Below are 14,709 nucleotides of genomic sequence, written 5' to 3'. Positions count from 1 at the left end.
CCGGATTTAAAAGGTTGGAGAGAGAGAGTCGATCGCTTGGGCTAATTCGGCATCACGGCTGGAGAGTCCGCCAAGATCATGGGTCGTAAGACGAATGGTGACACGGTTGTAAACATTGCTCCACTCAGGGTGGTGATTGGCGCATTCGGCTAGAAGTGCGACCTGAGTCATGAAGCCAAAGGCTTCAATGAAGGATTGGAAGCGCCATTCCCTCTCCAGTCCATCAGCTGCAATCGTCCAGGAAGGACAAGAGGAGCAGAGGCTTTGACGTGCCGCGTCATCGAGCAAAACAGCTTGCTTTGACATAGATGAATCTGGATTTTGAGGTGTCTGGAGTTTGGTTCAGACCCAAAACAGAGCTAAAACCACCACTAATGTTTTAGGGCGTTTTGAGTGCCGATGGCGATGACGCCCTTGTCTGGTCGTTCGTCCTCTTTGCGGACCTGGAGTGTGAGTGCTGTCCTTGCCACAGCATCGATTGTGTTGTGGGCCTGTCAGGCACCATCCGCTTCGGCGCAGCGAATTGTTGAAAAAATCGAGAGCCGTTGCCCTTTGGGCTATGTGGACATGCTCAATGGAAAATGCAGCACACTCGGGATGAGGACTCATACAGTTCAAGCCATCGATGGTCGAGCCTGCCCATCTGGATGGCTGGATGTGGGTGGAGGGTATTGCCGCAAACAATGAGTTGTTGCTTTCTGACGCCCAACAACGTCATCACTAAGCTGCCGATAGCTAACTCAACTCGAATGGTCCGTTTATTTGCTCTCGGGGTGTTGTTGTCTCTGGTTGCACCCACCGACGCCCTTGCTCAGAAAAAAATCCCCAAAGCACAGGGTCATGATCAGTGCCCGTTGGGTTATGTGAATACTCTTGGTAGCACCTGCGTTTCGCCTATTAATTATCAAATGAGGCCTACAAATGGTGAGGCTTGCGACTCCGGTTGGATGAATGTTGGGGCTGGTTATTGCAGGAAAAAGTAGGTCTGAACGTGAATCAACAGCCAGTTGCTTTTTGGTCTCTGAAACCGTGGTGGTGTCAGCCCTGGAGCATTGTGCTCACAGGCGTTGTCATCACACTTGGCAGCTGGCAATTCCTACATCGACTTTGGATCACGCTTCCCATCACCCTGGCAATTTTGGCCTGGTGGATGTTGTTTCTGGTGATTGTGCCCACTGCGTACAGAAGGCAAGAGGAGATTCAACTCCTGCCTTGAATCCAATCACCACCACGGGTGTGGTGAATTTGCTTCGCTGAAATGTGTGGGTGTCTTCACCTCAAAGCACCGAGCTGTATAAGGTTTAACCAGAGTTGGAGCCCAGATGGGATCCAGGACCACGGCCTGGGATCGGTTAGGCGATTACCTGCATCAGACCAAAATCACGGGCTCCATTGCGAGCACGCTGTACTGGGACCAAAACACGCGCATGCCCTCCGCCGGGGCCTCCTGGCGTGGAGAGCAACTGGCACTACTGGCGATTCAATTGCATTCCCGGCAAAGCTCTCGGGAGTATGCCGATTTAATTCAGGAAGCTCGTGTTGAGTGGAGCCAGTCAGGGCTTTCAACGACGGAAAAGTTGGCTTGCGGCAGGAATCTTGACTTGCTCGAGCAGGATCTGGGCCGGCAACAGGCGTTAGATCCTGCTTTGGTAGCAGCGTTGGCAACGGCCAAAGCCGACGGCTACAACAACTGGCAACAAGCTCGTGCCAAATCGGATTTCGGCTTATTTGCTCCCTCCTTGCGCTCCATCATTGGATTGCGTCAAGAACAGGCTCGACAGCTTGCTGAGCCGCGCAGTTGTTGGGAAACACTGGCTCAACCATTTGAGCCGGATCTCACCTTGAAGCGTTTGCAGGAGTTGTTTGCACCGCTTCGCCAGCGCTTGCCAGAGTTGTTGCAACGCGCTGGAGGGCAGCCACGTCAGAGAGAGCTCAGTTGGGATCTCCCTGAACCATCACAGCAACAGCTCTGCGACACGTTGTTGAGCTCCTGGGGACGGGATGCGTCGATCACCTGTGTTGCGCGATCCCCCCATCCCTTCTCGATCACGCTTGGTCCGAGCGACTACAGAATCACGACCAGAGTTGTTCCAGGGCAACCGCTGTCCTGTTTCCTGGCTACGGCCCATGAATGGGGCCACTCACTGTATGAGCAGGGTCTTCCAGATCAGAAACATCAATGGTTCGCCTGGCCTTTGGGGCAGGCGACATCCATGGCCGTGCACGAAAGTCAATCTCTATTTTGGGAAAATCGGGTTGCAAGAAGTCAACCGTTTGCGCAGCAGTGGTGGAAGGAGTTTGAGGCTGCCGGGGCTCCTCTCCCATCAGCAGACGCTCTCTGGAGGGCGATGAATCCTTTAGCTCCTGGTTTGAACCGGGTGGAGGCCGATGAGCTCAGCTATGGATTGCACATCATGATTCGAACGGATCTAGAAATTGCCTTGCTCGAGCAAGGCCTTCCGGTGGAGGAGCTTCCTGCTGAATGGAATCGGCGTTACGGCGAGCTTCTTGGCGTGACACCAGCCAATGATGCAGAGGGCTGCCTTCAGGATGTTCACTGGAGCGAAGGACTGTTTGGATACTTCCCTTCGTATCTGCTTGGACATCTGATCAGTGCTCAGCTGAGCGAGGCAATGGCCGCTGCGATTGGTTGCCCCGAGGACCATGTTCGTCGGGGTGATGTCTCACCCTTGCTGGACTGGCTCCGTCAGCATGTGCATCCCGTCGGACGGGCCATGAATGCCGAACAATTGGTTCAGTCCGTGAGTGGTCGAGCCCTGACGCCTGAACCATTCTTGCGCTACTTGGAAGACAAACTCGACCGGGTTTTAGCGACGAGCCCAGTCGGCGGCACGTAAAAGTTACGTTTATGACGCGCCAGCGTGCTTTATTGCTGGGATCTGGCTCCCCGTAGGATTCCGGCGCTGATCGTCCTCTTCCATGGCCAATCTCGACCAGGCTCCAAGCCGCAGCATGCCCAACCTGCTTCATGTGCTGCCGGCCTTTGCTGATGAGGCTGAGCTACGCCTCAACACCATCGTGGAGCTCAACTCCAACACGATCAACAAGTACGAGCTCATTACGGAAACAGGCCATCTCAAGTTGGATCGGGTCGGTTACTCCTCTCTGGCTTATCCCTTTGCCTATGGCTGTATTCCTCGTACCTGGGACGAGGACGGAGATCCTCTTGATATTGAGATCGTGAATGTGACCGAACCCTTAATTCCAGGTTCGATCGTGGAAGCAAGGATCATCGGCATCATGACCTTTGATGATGGTGGTGAGGTTGATGACAAGGTGATCGCCGTATTGGCCGATGACAAGCGTGTTGATCACATCAAGAGCTTTGAAGATCTTGGTGAGCAATGGAAGAAAGAAACCACTTATTACTGGGAGCACTACAAGGATTTGAAGAAGCCAGGAACCTGCACGGTGAATGGATTTTTTGGTACCGAAAAGGCTGTGGAGATTATCAAGAGCTGCGAAGCTCGCTACATGACTGACATCGACCCTAAGTTGGTTGACTGATCTCCTCGTGTTCTCGTTGAACAAGTAGGTAAAAGCGGGGTGATACCCCGCTTTTTATTGCTTAATCTCTGATTTAGGGCTTAATCAAAAGAGGGCCAGAGGAGGCTGGAATATTAAACTTCTCTCTGAGAGTGAAAACGGATTGTTCTGCTTCTGACCAGAAGTTTAAATCCCTAACGAGGTTTACATTGCAAGCTAAACCCTTTTCATATCCTGCCATTGCATCGTTAGGGTGAAAGGCTCCCGTTGAGGGTGGAATGATATCTCCAACAGTGCTGAAAGCTTTTCCCAAGTGAAAGTCGAGAATAACCTCTAGAAGTGATTCAAATCCAAAGCCATCATCAAAAAGCCCAGCCTGAAAGGCTGCTACATTCATTTCGCCTTGGACATCCGTATTAAATCCTCCAAGAATGTGGCAGCAATCGTGATTTAAGAGCAATTCAGATGTGCTTTTTTTCTCTCCTGGTAGTGCCCAATTTCTATCCCGGTACCAATGGAACACAGTGTGGCCGAGGCTGCCTTCTGGATAGGACTCTAATTGCTGGTAGCGCTCAGAAACACCCCTATCTCCGATGGCTTGATGGAACATTGTGATGACACCTTTGATCACTTTAGGTGCTGAATCAAGGCCTAGGAATTCGCCTAAGCTCCTGCGTCCATAATCGAGTAAAAGTCGCTTTAAGTGGTTGTCTCGAACTCGATGTAAGTCTTTGATTGTATTGGGATGAATCTCTAGATGTTCTGCGAATTTATCTACAGTTTCTACCATCCTCGGGTCGACCTTCATGTCAACATAAGGAAGAAGAATGAGGATTTGAAGGAGTTGTTCGCGTTTCTTTTGATCGGATATCTTTTCTGATAAATCTGCTGGTGCGATGCCCTTTAGATGGTTCAGGTCGACGGACGACTTCAGAACAAAGTTCTGAATGGATTCCATCATTTCGATGGTGATGGGCTCAACGTCTGCAATGCCTCCCATGGAGCCCACTTCGTGCATGGCTTGCAAGAACAGCTTTGCGTCTGCTTCGGGCCAGCACGGTTGGTTCTTCATTCCAGATTTGATGAATTAGGGCTTGCGTAGCACATTTCTGAAATCCTTAAGGTTTCACTCCTCGCAGTGTGCGGTTTTTTTTTCGCACAGTGCATACGTTGAGACCAGTGAGTCTTGGTTGTCCATCCATGGGTCTCAAATGCGCCTCTTGCGTTCCTTTGTCTTCACTGGGATTGCTCGCTTCCTCTCTTCTCGTGGCGGCTCCAGCGCTGTCTCAGGCCCAGCCCATCCAAGTGTCGATGGCTGTTCGTCCTCCAGAGCAAGGGCGTGTTGTCTTGGATCTGGGCCGCAGGCAAATCAGCGTTGTGCGCCAGGGCCAGACCCTTGGCCCATGGCCGGTAGCCATTGGTGATCCCAAGACCCCTACGCCCTCTGGGCTGTTCAAGGTCGAGAACATGATGATGAACCCTCAGTACCAGAGCACTAAGTCAGGGAAGCTGCATCCCAAACGTGGTCTTCAAAGCCCGTTGGGGCATCGCTGGATTGGTTTCCTGCGAAGTGGACCCAATCAATTCGGAATTCATGGCACTCCCTGGCCTCATTGGGTGAAAACCAGAGCGTCGGTATCCAACGGCTGTGTACGCATGTTGAATGCGCATGTTCAGAAGCTGTATGACCACGTGGAAGTGGGGATGGCAGTGGAAATTAAGCGTTGACCCCCAGCGATCACTGGCCTCGTTCCTGTTCAAAGATCTCCTGAAGGATCTCGCCGGCTCCTTGATCCTTGAGCTTGTGGGCGAGGTCTCGTCCCACCGCTTCAGGGTCGGCTAGGGGGCCAGCTTGCTCGTCACGGATGAGTCGTTTGCCATCAAGGCTGGCCACCATTCCAGTGAGCTGGATTGTGTCCCCCTGAATATGGCTATTGACGCCGATTGGCACTTGGCAACCGCCCTCCAGAACTCTCAGGAATGCTCGTTCTGCTAAGCAGCGGGCTGAAGTTGGTTCATGGTTTAGCACTTGAATCAGCTCCATCACTTCGGGACGATCGCAAACGCATTCAATCCCTAGAGCTCCTTGTCCCACTGCATGAAGAGAGATGTTTCCGGGGATGCTTTGGTGAATTCGATCGCCGAAGCCGAGTCGACTGAGGCCAGCTGCGGCCAAAATTAAACAGTCGTAATTGCCTGAGTCGAGCTTCTCAAGTCTCGTAATGACGTTTCCACGAACGTCTTTGAACTGAAGATGGGGATAGTGGTAGCGCAGTTGGGCAAGGCGACGTAGAGAGCTCGTTCCAACGATGGAACCCTCTGGCAGTGTCTCGAGTTTGTACTCAGCGTTCTTGCTGTTCACCACCAAGGCATCGGCGGGGTCTTCCCGTTCGGTGATGCAACCCAGCATCAGCCCCTCGGGAAGATTCGTGGGCAGGTCTTTTAGGGAGTGAACGGCGATCTCGGCACGGCCCACCAGCATTTGAGCTTCCAGCTCTTTGGTGAATAAGCCTTTATCTCCGATCTTCGCGAGGGCAACGTCGAGAATTTTGTCCCCTTGGGTTGCCATTGCCTCAACTGATATGGCAAGGCCGGGGTGGGCTTTTTCTAATTCTGCTTTGACCCAATTGGTCTGAACCATGGCCAGCTGGCTGCGGCGGGAGGCGATGCGCAGATGCTCTAGGGCCATGTTTGAGAGACTTCAATCCGCCAGATTACGCAAACGTGCCCCCGCCGTCACGTGCATGTCTATGAAAATTGGCATGGGTCGTTGCGCTTGCTACCCAAAGGCCTGGCTGTTTGTCGCCTTGCACAAGCGCTCAGATTTACAATTCAACATAGTTGAGTGAATGCCATGCCAGGGCCTGTGGTTAACGGAGTTCGTAAAGACGGTCTGCCTGCTCTGGATCAGGCAACGTCTGCTAAGGAGGTCCTCCCATTTTTGCCACTCTTGAATGAGGGCACGATCAAATTGATCCTGTTGAGCAGTGGCGGTGTCTTGATGGCGCGGCTTAGGAACACAACCGATCCAGATGGCGAACGGGCGTACCAATTGATCCGTCCGCTCAGTGTGATCCAAGCCAGCTCGGATCAGCCTTGGCAATTGCAGCCTTATTTAGAGGGCTTGACGTCGCAAAAAAATATTGTGGTTTACAAAGCTGCAGTGGCATCCATTCTTGACCCTGATCCTCGGCTGCTTCAGGTCTATGCACGCAATACATCCCAGGAGTGTCCGCCTTCAGAGACACCTGTTGAACGACTAAAGCGAGCTTTTCAAGAATTTACTGAATGCATTGAGGATGCTTCATAGGCCGCAGCGCGGGATGATGCTTTTAAAGAAAATTGTATTCAGTTTTGATTGCTTTTTTCAGTGTCCTCTTTGAAAAGTTTTTCCAAGTCTATTTTTCCCTTTTCGGAAAGTAGCGTTTCATAACCAAGCTCGTCTTCGATTGATTCAATCAAGTCGTCATCATCTGCGAGTTCTGGATGTATTTCGCGATACCAAGACAGGATCCGGTCTTCGATTTCGAAAATGGCATTAAAAAAGGGCGTGATGCTGTTTTGAAGGTCATTCTGTTCGGCTTCGGTCAGGCCTTTGAATTGGTGGTCATGCGTCATAAATGAGTGGGTAACAAGTCTTGCTTGCTTAAGTGATTCCAGGGCCTCTAGGAATTCTTGTGATGTGTTTATGTTGTTGATAGTCATTTGCTTTGAGAGGAGGTTTTGTATGAGTGTGAGGAGCTGATCGATGTCATGGTTGACGAGAAAGAGCTCTGTCCGTTGCGTTTGATTTTATGCACGTCTTTCGGGCAAGGTTTTCTCAGGGGTATCGATGACTAATACCGCTTTGGTGGATATAGACCTACGTGCCATGGAGCATTAAAAAACCCCCTGTCTTTGGTAGGGGGTAGGAGAGATACAACCTCAAACTTGACTTGTTATTTGATGTACTCCTTGAGCACGCCATTCCTATTGGGATGGCGTAATTTTCGCAGAGCTTTGGCTTCGATTTGACGAATCCGCTCACGGGTGACATCAAAGATTTGTCCAATCTCTTCCAATGTCTTCATGCGTCCATCGTCAAGGCCGTAGCGAAGGCGCAGGACATCCCGCTCGCGAGGGCTCAGAGTGGCAAGAACTCCCTCAAGGTCTTCGCGAAGAAGATTCTTGGCAACATCTTGCTCTGGATTTTCGATATCGGCTTCGATGAAGTCGCCTAGTCGTGAATCCTCTTCTTTGCCAATAGGTGTTTCGAGGGAAATTGGAAGTTGGGCACTCTTGGCGATGAATCTCAATTTCTCGATGGTCATTTCCATCGATTCAGCGATTTCTTCCTCTGTTGGTTTGCGTCCAAACTCCTGGCTGAGGACTTTGGTGGTTTTCTTGATCCTGGAAATGGTCTCGTAGAGGTGAACGGGTAGTCGGATGGTTCGCGACTGATCGGCGATGGCGCGGGTGATGGCCTGACGGATCCACCAAGTGGCATAGGTCGAGAATTTGTATCCTTTTTCGTGATCGAATTTTTCTGCGGCACGAATCAGACCGAGGCTGCCTTCCTGAATGAGGTCCTGAAAGCTCAGGCCTCGGTTCATATATTTCTTTGCAATTGACACCACCAGGCGCAAGTTCGATTGCACCATTTTTTCTTTGGCGCGTCGCCCGAGCATCAATCTTCTACGGAAGCGGATCACTGGCATCTCAACCAGTGCTGCCCATTCCTTGGTATCAGGAAGTTTTCCGTTGTCGCTTTCAAACTGTGCAGCGAGTTCCTCGAGATGCAGGAGGTCCGCAATTTTGCGAGCCAATTCAATCTCTTCGTCCGGCCGCAGTAGGCGAATGCGTCCGATCTCTTGAAGGTAAACCCGAATGGAGTCTTCGGTGTAAACGCCTTTAGGCCCTACTTTGATGCTCGCCAAAACCTTGGCTTTCGCTTCTGCTTTGGCTTTAGTTGCAGCCGCTTCAATGGCTTTTGCTGCGCTTGCTGTTGTCTCCGTAGCAGCAAGCAGTTGATCCGCTGATGCGTCCAGGTTGGCTGCAGTCGTGGTGGCTTTTGCTTTGCTGCTGGCTTTGCTGGTTTTGGCTTTGGGGGCGATTTTACTCGCTTTTGTTTTGGTGGTGGCCTTTGTTGCTGCTTTGGCTTTCGAGGCAGGCTTTGCTTTGGCCTTCACCTGCTTTGCTTGACCGTTTTCATCGGCCAGCATCATGATCGAAGGCGCTGGTGTTGCTTTGGCCTGTGCCAATTTGGTCGCGGCAGGACTCATGGCGGTCAGTAACGAAGGAGAGAGCGGGACAGGAAGCGAATGTCATCAACAGTCAATGCACCCGGCCGGATGAGGGCGGATGCTTTTGTGGCGTCACCTTCCCGTCATAGAAACGGTGCGCAACGAAAAACGCGGAGCGTTAAGCAAAATTGAGAGAGCTGGAGTGGTCCGATGCAGAACTGTCAAGGGCATTCTCAGACCGGTCGGCTTCATGGAATCCCATGGCTCGAACTTCGGATCTTCCCTTTGGAAGGAACTCTGCTTGTTCCAACAACAGCCTTTCAGCTGTCCAACCCTTTTATTTTAAAAAAAAGGTGTCATGAACGCAACCCCAATAACCGATTTTTCAGAAAACCCCGTTCGCCCTCCGCCAGTTCTAGTGGTGGTCGATGTTTGGCTTGAGGCTGGTCGGGATGGTCGCACCTTCACCTACTGCGATCGCAAGCAGCTGAATGTCCGTTTAGGGGACCTTGTTCAGGTGTCTCTTCGCGGTCGTCGCATTCAAGGGTTGGTCACGGCTTGCCGCACACAACCTGAGGATGAGAATCGCCCGCTTCAGCCGGTGGAAGCTCTCCTTCAACCCGTTGCTGTCGGAAAGGCCTGGAGGTTGTGGCTTGAGGAGATGGCGCAGCGTTGCCACACCAGCCCGTTTCGAATGTTGAAAGCAGCTCTCCCTCCTGGTTGGTTGGGGCAGCGCGTGGTTTCAACCGTGAAGGAACGCAGGCTGTGGTGGGTGTCTTTGTCTGAAAGCAGCGCCAGTTTGGAGGCTGACTTGCCTGAGCGACAGGCCTGCTTGGTCGCCAAGTTGCAGGAGTTAGGAGGAGGCGCGTGGCAGCGAGATCTCGTTGCTGCAGGTTTTCAAGCAGGACTTGTCCAAGCTCTGGTGCGCCGAGAGCGTCTGGTTCGTGAGTTGCGTCTCGCCACTGATGGGCAACGAAGCACGCTGTCGCTGGGCTTGGCTGCGGCGACCGAAGCGCCAAGAACGCTCACTGACGAGCAGCAGGTTGCGATCGACACCTTTAAAGATCAGCCCGATGGTGGGGGTGTGCTGCTTTGGGGGATCACCGGTTCAGGCAAGACCGAGGTGTATCTCCAGCTCGCTGCTGATGAGTTGGCTGCAGGACGGCATGTGTTGTTGCTGACGCCTGAAATTGGTCTCATTCCCCAACTGGTGGATCGCTGTCGGAGTCGATTTGGTTCTCGAGTGCTCGAATATCACAGTGGTTGCACGGAACGAGAACGGGTCCGCACCTGGCGCAACAGCCTGGATGCAGAGGAGCCACTCGTCATCGTTGGCACCCGCTCCTCCATCTTTCTGCCGCTTAGCCCCTTGGGTTTGATCGTGTTGGACGAGGAGCACGACAGCTCCTATAAGCAGGAGTCCCCGATGCCCTGCTATCACGCCCGTGACCTCGCGATGGCGAGAGTGCAACGGGAGGGAGGTCGTCTGTTGCTTGGAAGTGCAACACCCTCCCTTGAAACCTGGATTCAGCTAGCCCCAGAAGGACCGTTGGCCTTGGCTCGGCTTCAACAGCGCATCTCGGCTCAACCTTTGCCCCCGGTTCAGATCATTGACATGCGCCATGAGCTCGCCGATGGCCATCGGCGCTTGATCAGCAGGGCGCTGATGGATCGGTTGTCGAAACTTCCCGAACAGGGGGAGCAGGCGGTTGTCTTGGTGCCACGCCGTGGTTACAGCACGTTTGTGAGCTGCCGCAGCTGTGGTGAGGTCGTCCAGTGTCCTCACTGCGATGTGGCGTTAACCGTTCATGGGAAAAGCACCGGTCACCAGTGGCTGCGTTGCCACTGGTGTGATCATCGAGCCCCGGTCGCAGCCAACTGCGGGCACTGTGGCTCGTCGGCTTTTAAGCCCTTCGGCGCTGGCACGCAAAGGGTTTTGGAACAGCTGGAGTCTGAGTTGGAGGGACTGAGGTTGTTGCGCTTTGATCGCGACACCACGGGTGGACGCGACGGACATCGGCGTTTGTTGGATCAATTTGCAGCTGGTGAAGCCGATGTCTTGGTTGGAACCCAAATGCTGGCGAAAGGGATGGATTTACCGCGCGTCACGCTTGCCGCCGTGTTGGCCGCTGATGGCCTGTTGCATCGTCCCGATCTCCGGGCTGGGGAGCAGGCGCTTCAGTTGTTGTTGCAATTGGCAGGCAGGGCTGGCCGTGGAGAGCGTCCTGGGCAAGTGCTCGTTCAGACCTATAGCCCTGATCATCCGGTGATCTTGCATTTAGTGGATGGCCGTTATGAGCGTTTTCTGGAGGAGGAAGCTCAAGAGCGCCGCGAAGCCGGATTGGTGCCCTATGCCAGGGCGTGCGTGTTGCGGTTGTCTGGGACGTCCGCATCTACAACGGCAACAGCAGCAGCTGTGTTGGCGGAACAACTGCGCCCCGGTTGTATTAACGCCGGTTGGCAGCTGATTGGCCCTGCTCCAGCTCCGGTGGCACGGGTTGCTGGTCGCAGTCGCTGGCAGCTATTAATGCATGGTCCACAAGCTTCGCCTTTGCCTTTGCCACCCGGGAGCTCTCTCTGGGATGGCTTACCCAGTGGTGTAGCCCTGGCTGTTGATCCAGACCCACTGCAGCTCTGAACTCAAGACGGTAATTCCGGGTAGCCGAAACCCATGAGCAGCCGAAGCCGTTGCAGGCCGGCGGTCAACACAAGCAGCGCCAAGATCGCAAGACTGCCGAGTCCAAGGCGGCTCCAGCGCCATTGACTCCACTGCAAACGATTCTGAACGCCAATTGTGAGCGGCCAGATGAGCTCACCCTTGGCATTTTTGCTCGCCATGGCAGGGCTGCTTTGCAAGCTGCGCAAGCTCGCTTGGTCCCTAAGGCGTACCGCGATTTGTAGCTCATTCAGGCTGTCAAGAGCGCTGAGATCCAGCTCCAAGAGCAGCTCCTGCTTAAGACCGACAAGCCAATTGCGCTCATCCAGTTTGAGGGTGGGTGCCGGCAAGAGAAGGCCGGCGGTTCGCCCTGCTGCCGCAACCGTTTGGCTAAGGAGTGCAGAGGCCTCTTCACTGTTTTGAGTTGGTGCTTTCACCTCAAGGTGACCGTTGCCTGCGTTTCGAATGTTCCAAGGCAGCTGCCTCGCCTTCAACTCCTGGCTGAATGCGTCCTGCCAAGGAAGTTGTAAGCCACTGCGGCTGTCGATTGTCCAAGCCATCTCCACCCTGTCTGGTCCAGGGAGACTGAGGTCTGCGGTGATGCGTACGCAGCCACTCAACAAGAGTGTTAACCCCACCAGCACGGTGATGACCAGCACCGCGAAGCCTGCTGCTGGGGCCCTGGTTGGACCGGTGGGAGGTGATGGCGGCGGCGGCGGCAGCTTGCGGCGACTCAACAGCTTTGGACGTTTGCCCACACTTGGATCCATCTCCAAAGTCGGGAGTTGCATCGACCAGCTCTCAGGTCTTGCCAGGCTTGGCGCCTCAAGAACATCCAGCAACTGCCGCGCCCTGTTGCGCACCTCTAGATCCTTGCAACGCGTGAGCAGTCGGCAGATGCTCAGCGCCTTGCTTTCATCTCCCTTCCCCATCCAAGCTGTGACCAACAGCATGCGGATCTCAGCCCCTTGACTGTTCGTGATCGGGTTGGCTTCTGCTAGCGGCTCCAACAGTGCGATGCACTGGCCGTAATCGCCACGCTCGAGAGCGGCTTCCGCGGCTGCCAGTGCATTGGTCATCGATTAACCGCGGCCCAGAACCATCGTTCCGATGCCTGCATCTGTAAACACTTCAAGGAGCAAGGCGTGGGGGACACGACCATCCAGGATGTGCGCTGCAGCAACCCCTTGAGCCAGGGCACGAATACAACATTCGGTTTTTGGCGTCATCCCACCGGCAACAACACCGTCGTGGATCAATTGCCGTGCCTCAGACAGCCGGAGTTGTCGGATCAGGGAGTCGGGGTTGTCACGATCGCGAAGGATTCCTGGGGTGTCCGTTAGCAAAACCAATTTTTCCGCTTCGAGTGCGGCAGCAAGCTCACCAGCAACTGTGTCGGCATTGATGTTGTGAGATTCCCCTTCCGGGTTGGCAGCCACGCTTGAAATCACCGGAACGTATCCCCGTGCCAGGAGTGGTTCCAACACATCTGGATTCACCCGTGCCACATCGCCGACCAAGCCGTGGTTGCCATCACCCCAGGGACGTGCCTCGACCAGTCGGCCGTCACTACCGCTGAGACCTACAGCACTTGCTCCCAGTCGGTTGAGTCCATTGACGATCTGTTTGTTCACGCGGCCGACAAGAACCATTTCCACCACGTCCATAGTGTCGGCATCGGTGACGCGCAAGCCGTCACGAAATTCAGAGGGAATATTGAGCCGCTTCAGCCAGGTGTTGATCTCTGGGCCTCCGCCATGAACAACCACAGGTTGCACACCCACACTGGCCAGCAAGGCGATGTCGCGAAAGACGGCATCACGCAACTCTGCGTGGACCATGGCTGCACCGCCGTACTTGACTACGATCCGTCTCCCAGCAAAACGTTGGATGTAAGGGAGGGCCTCGCTCAGGACGGAGACCCTTAGGGAATCATCCATTTGAAGCTGCTCAGGGCTCTCCATGCTCGCTTGTCGTGGCGTCACTCTTTGGAAGCAGCTTCAAATCGAGTTGATCGTTCTCCAACGGCAGGATTTGCGCCTCTAAACCCTTAGCGAAAAAACGACCTAAGCGCTCGCGGCGTTCTTGCCAGCGCTCGAGACCGACGGCTTCACAGGCAAAACGCATTCTGAGGCCATATCCACCCTCACTACTGATCTCTTCAATTTCCAGCAGCTGTGAAGGCTTGTCCTCGTCCCAGAGTTTCAACGCTTCGAGAGAGCTCTCGAGGTGAGCTTTCTGCCCATAGCGCCAGCGCGTGACGTCATTTAGCAGCTTGACCAGTTCAGGAGATGCAGCCTCGCGTTCCTCGCGAAATTTTGCTTTGGGTGTCACCCGGCGTGCTGGGGGAAGTTCTGAGGATTTGAGCGCAAGACCCCCGAGAAGAATCGGAATTCCATAAAAAATGGTGGGCAAGCTGAGATTGGCATTGCCAGCTCCGTAGGCCAGTGCACCAACCACGGTGAGGACACCGCCAGCGATGGTGATCAGACTTCCGGGCGAAATGAGCTCGTTCATGGGGGCCCGTGCATTGAAGCCATTGTGACCAAGAGGGCTGCAGGATGGGTGGAGAAGTCCAATAAACATGAACATCCCCTCCGTGCAGCCTGTAGATAGCCGAGAGCTGATTGCTCAGCTGGAGGCCGATCGTGCGTGGTTGCTCGAACAAATTGATCGCGGCCGCTGGCCAGAGTTAAGACTGGATTTAGCGGCTCTCGAGCGAGAGCTCGGTCAGCTGCTGTTGCGTGCTGCAGAGCAATGTTCTGACAAAAGTCAGTGAAAACTTTGCAGCCCCTTGGTCTTAAAAGGGAATGTCGTCGGTCTCGGGAACGAGGGGAGAGGTGTTCCACTGAGCCGCTGAATCCTGGCCGGCCGGCGCTGGCTTGCCCGCTGATTCGGAGGACTGAGGCATTTGAGCTGGTACGGGTCGAGCTGGAGCTGTGCGCGCTGCGGCAGGGGGCTGGCCTTGGCTTGATGCTGTCGTGGATCCAGCCGCGCCTACTGAATGCAGCCGCGAAAGGGTGAACTCAGCTTTTTTCTCTTTCGTGCCGTCTTGACGGGGAACAGTATTCATACGCAGTCGGCCTTCAATGACGAGACGTTGCCCGACCTGCACTCGGTTTTGAAGGTCTTGAGCGAGGTTGCCCCATCCCACCACTTTCAACTGCCCTTTGGGGTCATCGGGCCTGAGGGCATCGAAGGACACGTCCATCTCAGCAATGGGCGTTTGATTGTCTTGGGTGTATCGCAGGGTGGGAGCTTGAAGGACATCCACCTCGAGCACGCAGTGGTTCATTCTCAGCTATGACAGTGAGCGCCATCCTG

General features: G+C 54.1%; 18 protein-coding genes. 9 read left to right on the top strand and 9 right to left on the bottom strand.

The annotated features are described in order from the left end of the window. Nucleotides 1-6: 6 nt before the first annotated feature. Nucleotides 7-306: a 4a-hydroxytetrahydrobiopterin dehydratase gene (locus SynMVIR181_RS09300; protein ID WP_186589045.1), complete on the bottom strand. Its 300-nt coding sequence runs from the start codon at nucleotides 304-306 to the stop codon at nucleotides 7-9. Between the two features lie 93 nt (nucleotides 307-399). On the opposite strand from SynMVIR181_RS09300, the gene SynMVIR181_RS09295 reads away from it, so the two are divergent. The 5 genes from SynMVIR181_RS09295 to SynMVIR181_RS09280 all read left to right on the top strand — a co-directional run bounded on the left by SynMVIR181_RS09295 (nucleotide 400) and on the right by SynMVIR181_RS09280 (nucleotide 3,528). Then, the gene (locus SynMVIR181_RS09295; RefSeq protein WP_186589044.1) at nucleotides 400-687 is read left to right on the top strand and encodes a hypothetical protein; all 288 of its coding nucleotides are present in this window, start codon (nucleotides 400-402) and stop codon (nucleotides 685-687) included. Nucleotides 688-749: 62 nt separating this feature from the next. Further along, a complete protein-coding gene (locus SynMVIR181_RS13315; RefSeq protein WP_255444234.1) occupies nucleotides 750-983 on the top strand; it encodes a hypothetical protein in 234 nt (77 codons plus the stop codon). Further along, nucleotides 932-1,216 (top strand): DUF6737 family protein, encoded by a 285-nt coding sequence (locus SynMVIR181_RS09290; protein ID WP_370593841.1) that lies wholly within the window; start codon nucleotides 932-934, stop codon nucleotides 1,214-1,216. The genes SynMVIR181_RS13315 and SynMVIR181_RS09290 overlap by 52 nt, the downstream gene beginning before the upstream one ends. A 106-nt stretch (nucleotides 1,217-1,322) precedes the next feature. Further along, nucleotides 1,323-2,858 (top strand): carboxypeptidase M32, encoded by a 1,536-nt coding sequence (locus SynMVIR181_RS09285; protein WP_186589042.1) that lies wholly within the window; start codon nucleotides 1,323-1,325, stop codon nucleotides 2,856-2,858. 82 nt (nucleotides 2,859-2,940) lie between these two features. Then, nucleotides 2,941-3,528 (top strand): inorganic diphosphatase, encoded by a 588-nt coding sequence (locus tag SynMVIR181_RS09280; protein ID WP_048346946.1) that lies wholly within the window; start codon nucleotides 2,941-2,943, stop codon nucleotides 3,526-3,528. Between the two features lie 73 nt (nucleotides 3,529-3,601). Here the strand turns inward: SynMVIR181_RS09280 and SynMVIR181_RS09275 are convergent, their stop codons facing one another. Continuing rightward, on the bottom strand, nucleotides 3,602-4,579 hold the full coding sequence (locus SynMVIR181_RS09275; protein WP_186589041.1) for a hypothetical protein: 978 nt from the start codon (nucleotides 4,577-4,579) through the stop codon (nucleotides 3,602-3,604). 128 nt (nucleotides 4,580-4,707) lie between these two features. Here SynMVIR181_RS09275 and SynMVIR181_RS09270 point away from each other — a divergent pair, with 128 nt between their 5' ends. Continuing rightward, entirely contained in the window at nucleotides 4,708-5,235 is a 528-nt protein-coding gene (locus SynMVIR181_RS09270) for a L,D-transpeptidase (RefSeq protein WP_186589040.1), read from the top strand. A gap of 10 nt (nucleotides 5,236-5,245) precedes the next feature. Here the strand turns inward: SynMVIR181_RS09270 and hemC are convergent, their stop codons facing one another. Then, complete coding sequence (hemC, locus tag SynMVIR181_RS09265; RefSeq protein WP_186523515.1) at nucleotides 5,246-6,196, bottom strand: hydroxymethylbilane synthase; 951 nt, start codon at nucleotides 6,194-6,196, stop codon at nucleotides 5,246-5,248. Nucleotides 6,197-6,361: 165 nt separating this feature from the next. On the opposite strand from hemC, the gene SynMVIR181_RS09260 reads away from it, so the two are divergent. After that, on the top strand, nucleotides 6,362-6,817 hold the full coding sequence (locus tag SynMVIR181_RS09260) for a DUF6561 domain-containing protein (RefSeq protein ID WP_186589039.1): 456 nt from the start codon (nucleotides 6,362-6,364) through the stop codon (nucleotides 6,815-6,817). Nucleotides 6,818-6,855: 38 nt separating this feature from the next. On the opposite strand, the gene SynMVIR181_RS09255 is transcribed toward SynMVIR181_RS09260, so the two are convergent. Beyond that, the gene (locus tag SynMVIR181_RS09255) at nucleotides 6,856-7,212 is read right to left on the bottom strand and encodes a hypothetical protein (protein ID WP_186589038.1); all 357 of its coding nucleotides are present in this window, start codon (nucleotides 7,210-7,212) and stop codon (nucleotides 6,856-6,858) included. 233 nt (nucleotides 7,213-7,445) lie between these two features. Continuing rightward, nucleotides 7,446-8,768 carry an RNA polymerase sigma factor RpoD gene (gene rpoD, locus SynMVIR181_RS09250; protein ID WP_186589037.1) on the bottom strand — a complete coding sequence of 441 codons (1,323 nt, stop codon included), beginning with the start codon at nucleotides 8,766-8,768 and terminating at the stop codon, nucleotides 7,446-7,448. Nucleotides 8,769-9,087: 319 nt separating this feature from the next. Between rpoD and priA the strand changes: the two genes are divergently transcribed. Further along, nucleotides 9,088-11,367 (top strand): primosomal protein N', encoded by a 2,280-nt coding sequence (gene priA, locus SynMVIR181_RS09245; protein WP_186589036.1) that lies wholly within the window; start codon nucleotides 9,088-9,090, stop codon nucleotides 11,365-11,367. A 2-nt stretch (nucleotides 11,368-11,369) separates the two neighbouring features. Here priA and SynMVIR181_RS09240 read toward each other — a convergent pair whose 3' ends face one another. The 3 genes from SynMVIR181_RS09240 to SynMVIR181_RS09230 are packed head-to-tail and all read right to left on the bottom strand — an operon-like array spanning nucleotide 11,370 to nucleotide 13,902. Continuing rightward, nucleotides 11,370-12,464 (bottom strand): DUF3153 domain-containing protein, encoded by a 1,095-nt coding sequence (locus tag SynMVIR181_RS09240; RefSeq protein WP_186589035.1) that lies wholly within the window; start codon nucleotides 12,462-12,464, stop codon nucleotides 11,370-11,372. Nucleotides 12,465-12,467: 3 nt separating this feature from the next. After that, on the bottom strand, nucleotides 12,468-13,325 hold the full coding sequence (gene argB / locus SynMVIR181_RS09235; protein ID WP_370593896.1) for an acetylglutamate kinase: 858 nt from the start codon (nucleotides 13,323-13,325) through the stop codon (nucleotides 12,468-12,470). Nucleotides 13,326-13,335: 10 nt separating this feature from the next. Further along, nucleotides 13,336-13,902, bottom strand: coding sequence for a DUF2854 domain-containing protein (locus tag SynMVIR181_RS09230; RefSeq protein ID WP_186589034.1), 567 nt, complete (start codon nucleotides 13,900-13,902; stop codon nucleotides 13,336-13,338). A gap of 67 nt (nucleotides 13,903-13,969) precedes the next feature. Between SynMVIR181_RS09230 and SynMVIR181_RS09225 the strand changes: the two genes are divergently transcribed. Continuing rightward, nucleotides 13,970-14,164, top strand: a complete 195-nt coding sequence (locus SynMVIR181_RS09225; protein WP_186589033.1) for a hypothetical protein — start codon at nucleotides 13,970-13,972, stop codon at nucleotides 14,162-14,164. 21 nt (nucleotides 14,165-14,185) lie between these two features. Here SynMVIR181_RS09225 and SynMVIR181_RS09220 read toward each other — a convergent pair whose 3' ends face one another. Next, on the bottom strand, nucleotides 14,186-14,680 hold the full coding sequence (locus tag SynMVIR181_RS09220) for a single-stranded DNA-binding protein (protein ID WP_186589032.1): 495 nt from the start codon (nucleotides 14,678-14,680) through the stop codon (nucleotides 14,186-14,188). Nucleotides 14,681-14,709 lie beyond the last annotated feature (29 nt).

This window comes from Synechococcus sp. MVIR-18-1, from assembly GCF_014279835.1.
Lineage (GTDB): Bacteria > Cyanobacteriota > Cyanobacteriia > PCC-6307 > Cyanobiaceae > Synechococcus_C.
The sequence above is the reverse complement of the archived record's forward strand: the minus strand, read 5'-3'. Positions and strand labels throughout refer to the sequence as shown.

Bases quoted from the DNA above. Each gene is read 5' to 3' on its own strand.
- SynMVIR181_RS09300 (WP_186589045.1), bottom strand. From the start codon at position 306: ATGTCAAAGCAAGCTGTTTTGCTCGATGACGCGGCACGTCAAAGCCTC.
- SynMVIR181_RS09295 (WP_186589044.1), top strand. From the start codon at position 400: ATGGCGATGACGCCCTTGTCTGGTCGTTCGTCCTCTTTGCGGACCTGG.
- SynMVIR181_RS13315 (WP_255444234.1), top strand. From the start codon at position 750: ATGGTCCGTTTATTTGCTCTCGGGGTGTTGTTGTCTCTGGTTGCACCC.
- SynMVIR181_RS09285 (WP_186589042.1), top strand. From the start codon at position 1,323: ATGGGATCCAGGACCACGGCCTGGGATCGGTTAGGCGATTACCTGCAT.
- SynMVIR181_RS09280 (WP_048346946.1), top strand. From the start codon at position 2,941: ATGGCCAATCTCGACCAGGCTCCAAGCCGCAGCATGCCCAACCTGCTT.
- SynMVIR181_RS09275 (WP_186589041.1), bottom strand. From the start codon at position 4,579: ATGAAGAACCAACCGTGCTGGCCCGAAGCAGACGCAAAGCTGTTCTTG.
- SynMVIR181_RS09270 (WP_186589040.1), top strand. From the start codon at position 4,708: ATGGGTCTCAAATGCGCCTCTTGCGTTCCTTTGTCTTCACTGGGATTG.
- hemC (WP_186523515.1), bottom strand. From the start codon at position 6,196: ATGGCCCTAGAGCATCTGCGCATCGCCTCCCGCCGCAGCCAGCTGGCC.
- SynMVIR181_RS09260 (WP_186589039.1), top strand. From the start codon at position 6,362: ATGCCAGGGCCTGTGGTTAACGGAGTTCGTAAAGACGGTCTGCCTGCT.
- SynMVIR181_RS09255 (WP_186589038.1), bottom strand. From the start codon at position 7,212: ATGACTATCAACAACATAAACACATCACAAGAATTCCTAGAGGCCCTG.
- rpoD (WP_186589037.1), bottom strand. From the start codon at position 8,768: ATGAGTCCTGCCGCGACCAAATTGGCACAGGCCAAAGCAACACCAGCG.
- priA (WP_186589036.1), top strand. From the start codon at position 9,088: ATGAACGCAACCCCAATAACCGATTTTTCAGAAAACCCCGTTCGCCCT.
- SynMVIR181_RS09240 (WP_186589035.1), bottom strand. From the start codon at position 12,464: ATGACCAATGCACTGGCAGCCGCGGAAGCCGCTCTCGAGCGTGGCGAT.
- argB (WP_370593896.1), bottom strand. From the start codon at position 13,325: ATGGATGATTCCCTAAGGGTCTCCGTCCTGAGCGAGGCCCTCCCTTAC.
- SynMVIR181_RS09230 (WP_186589034.1), bottom strand. From the start codon at position 13,902: ATGAACGAGCTCATTTCGCCCGGAAGTCTGATCACCATCGCTGGCGGT.
- SynMVIR181_RS09225 (WP_186589033.1), top strand. From the start codon at position 13,970: ATGAACATCCCCTCCGTGCAGCCTGTAGATAGCCGAGAGCTGATTGCT.
- SynMVIR181_RS09220 (WP_186589032.1), bottom strand. From the start codon at position 14,680: ATGAACCACTGCGTGCTCGAGGTGGATGTCCTTCAAGCTCCCACCCTG.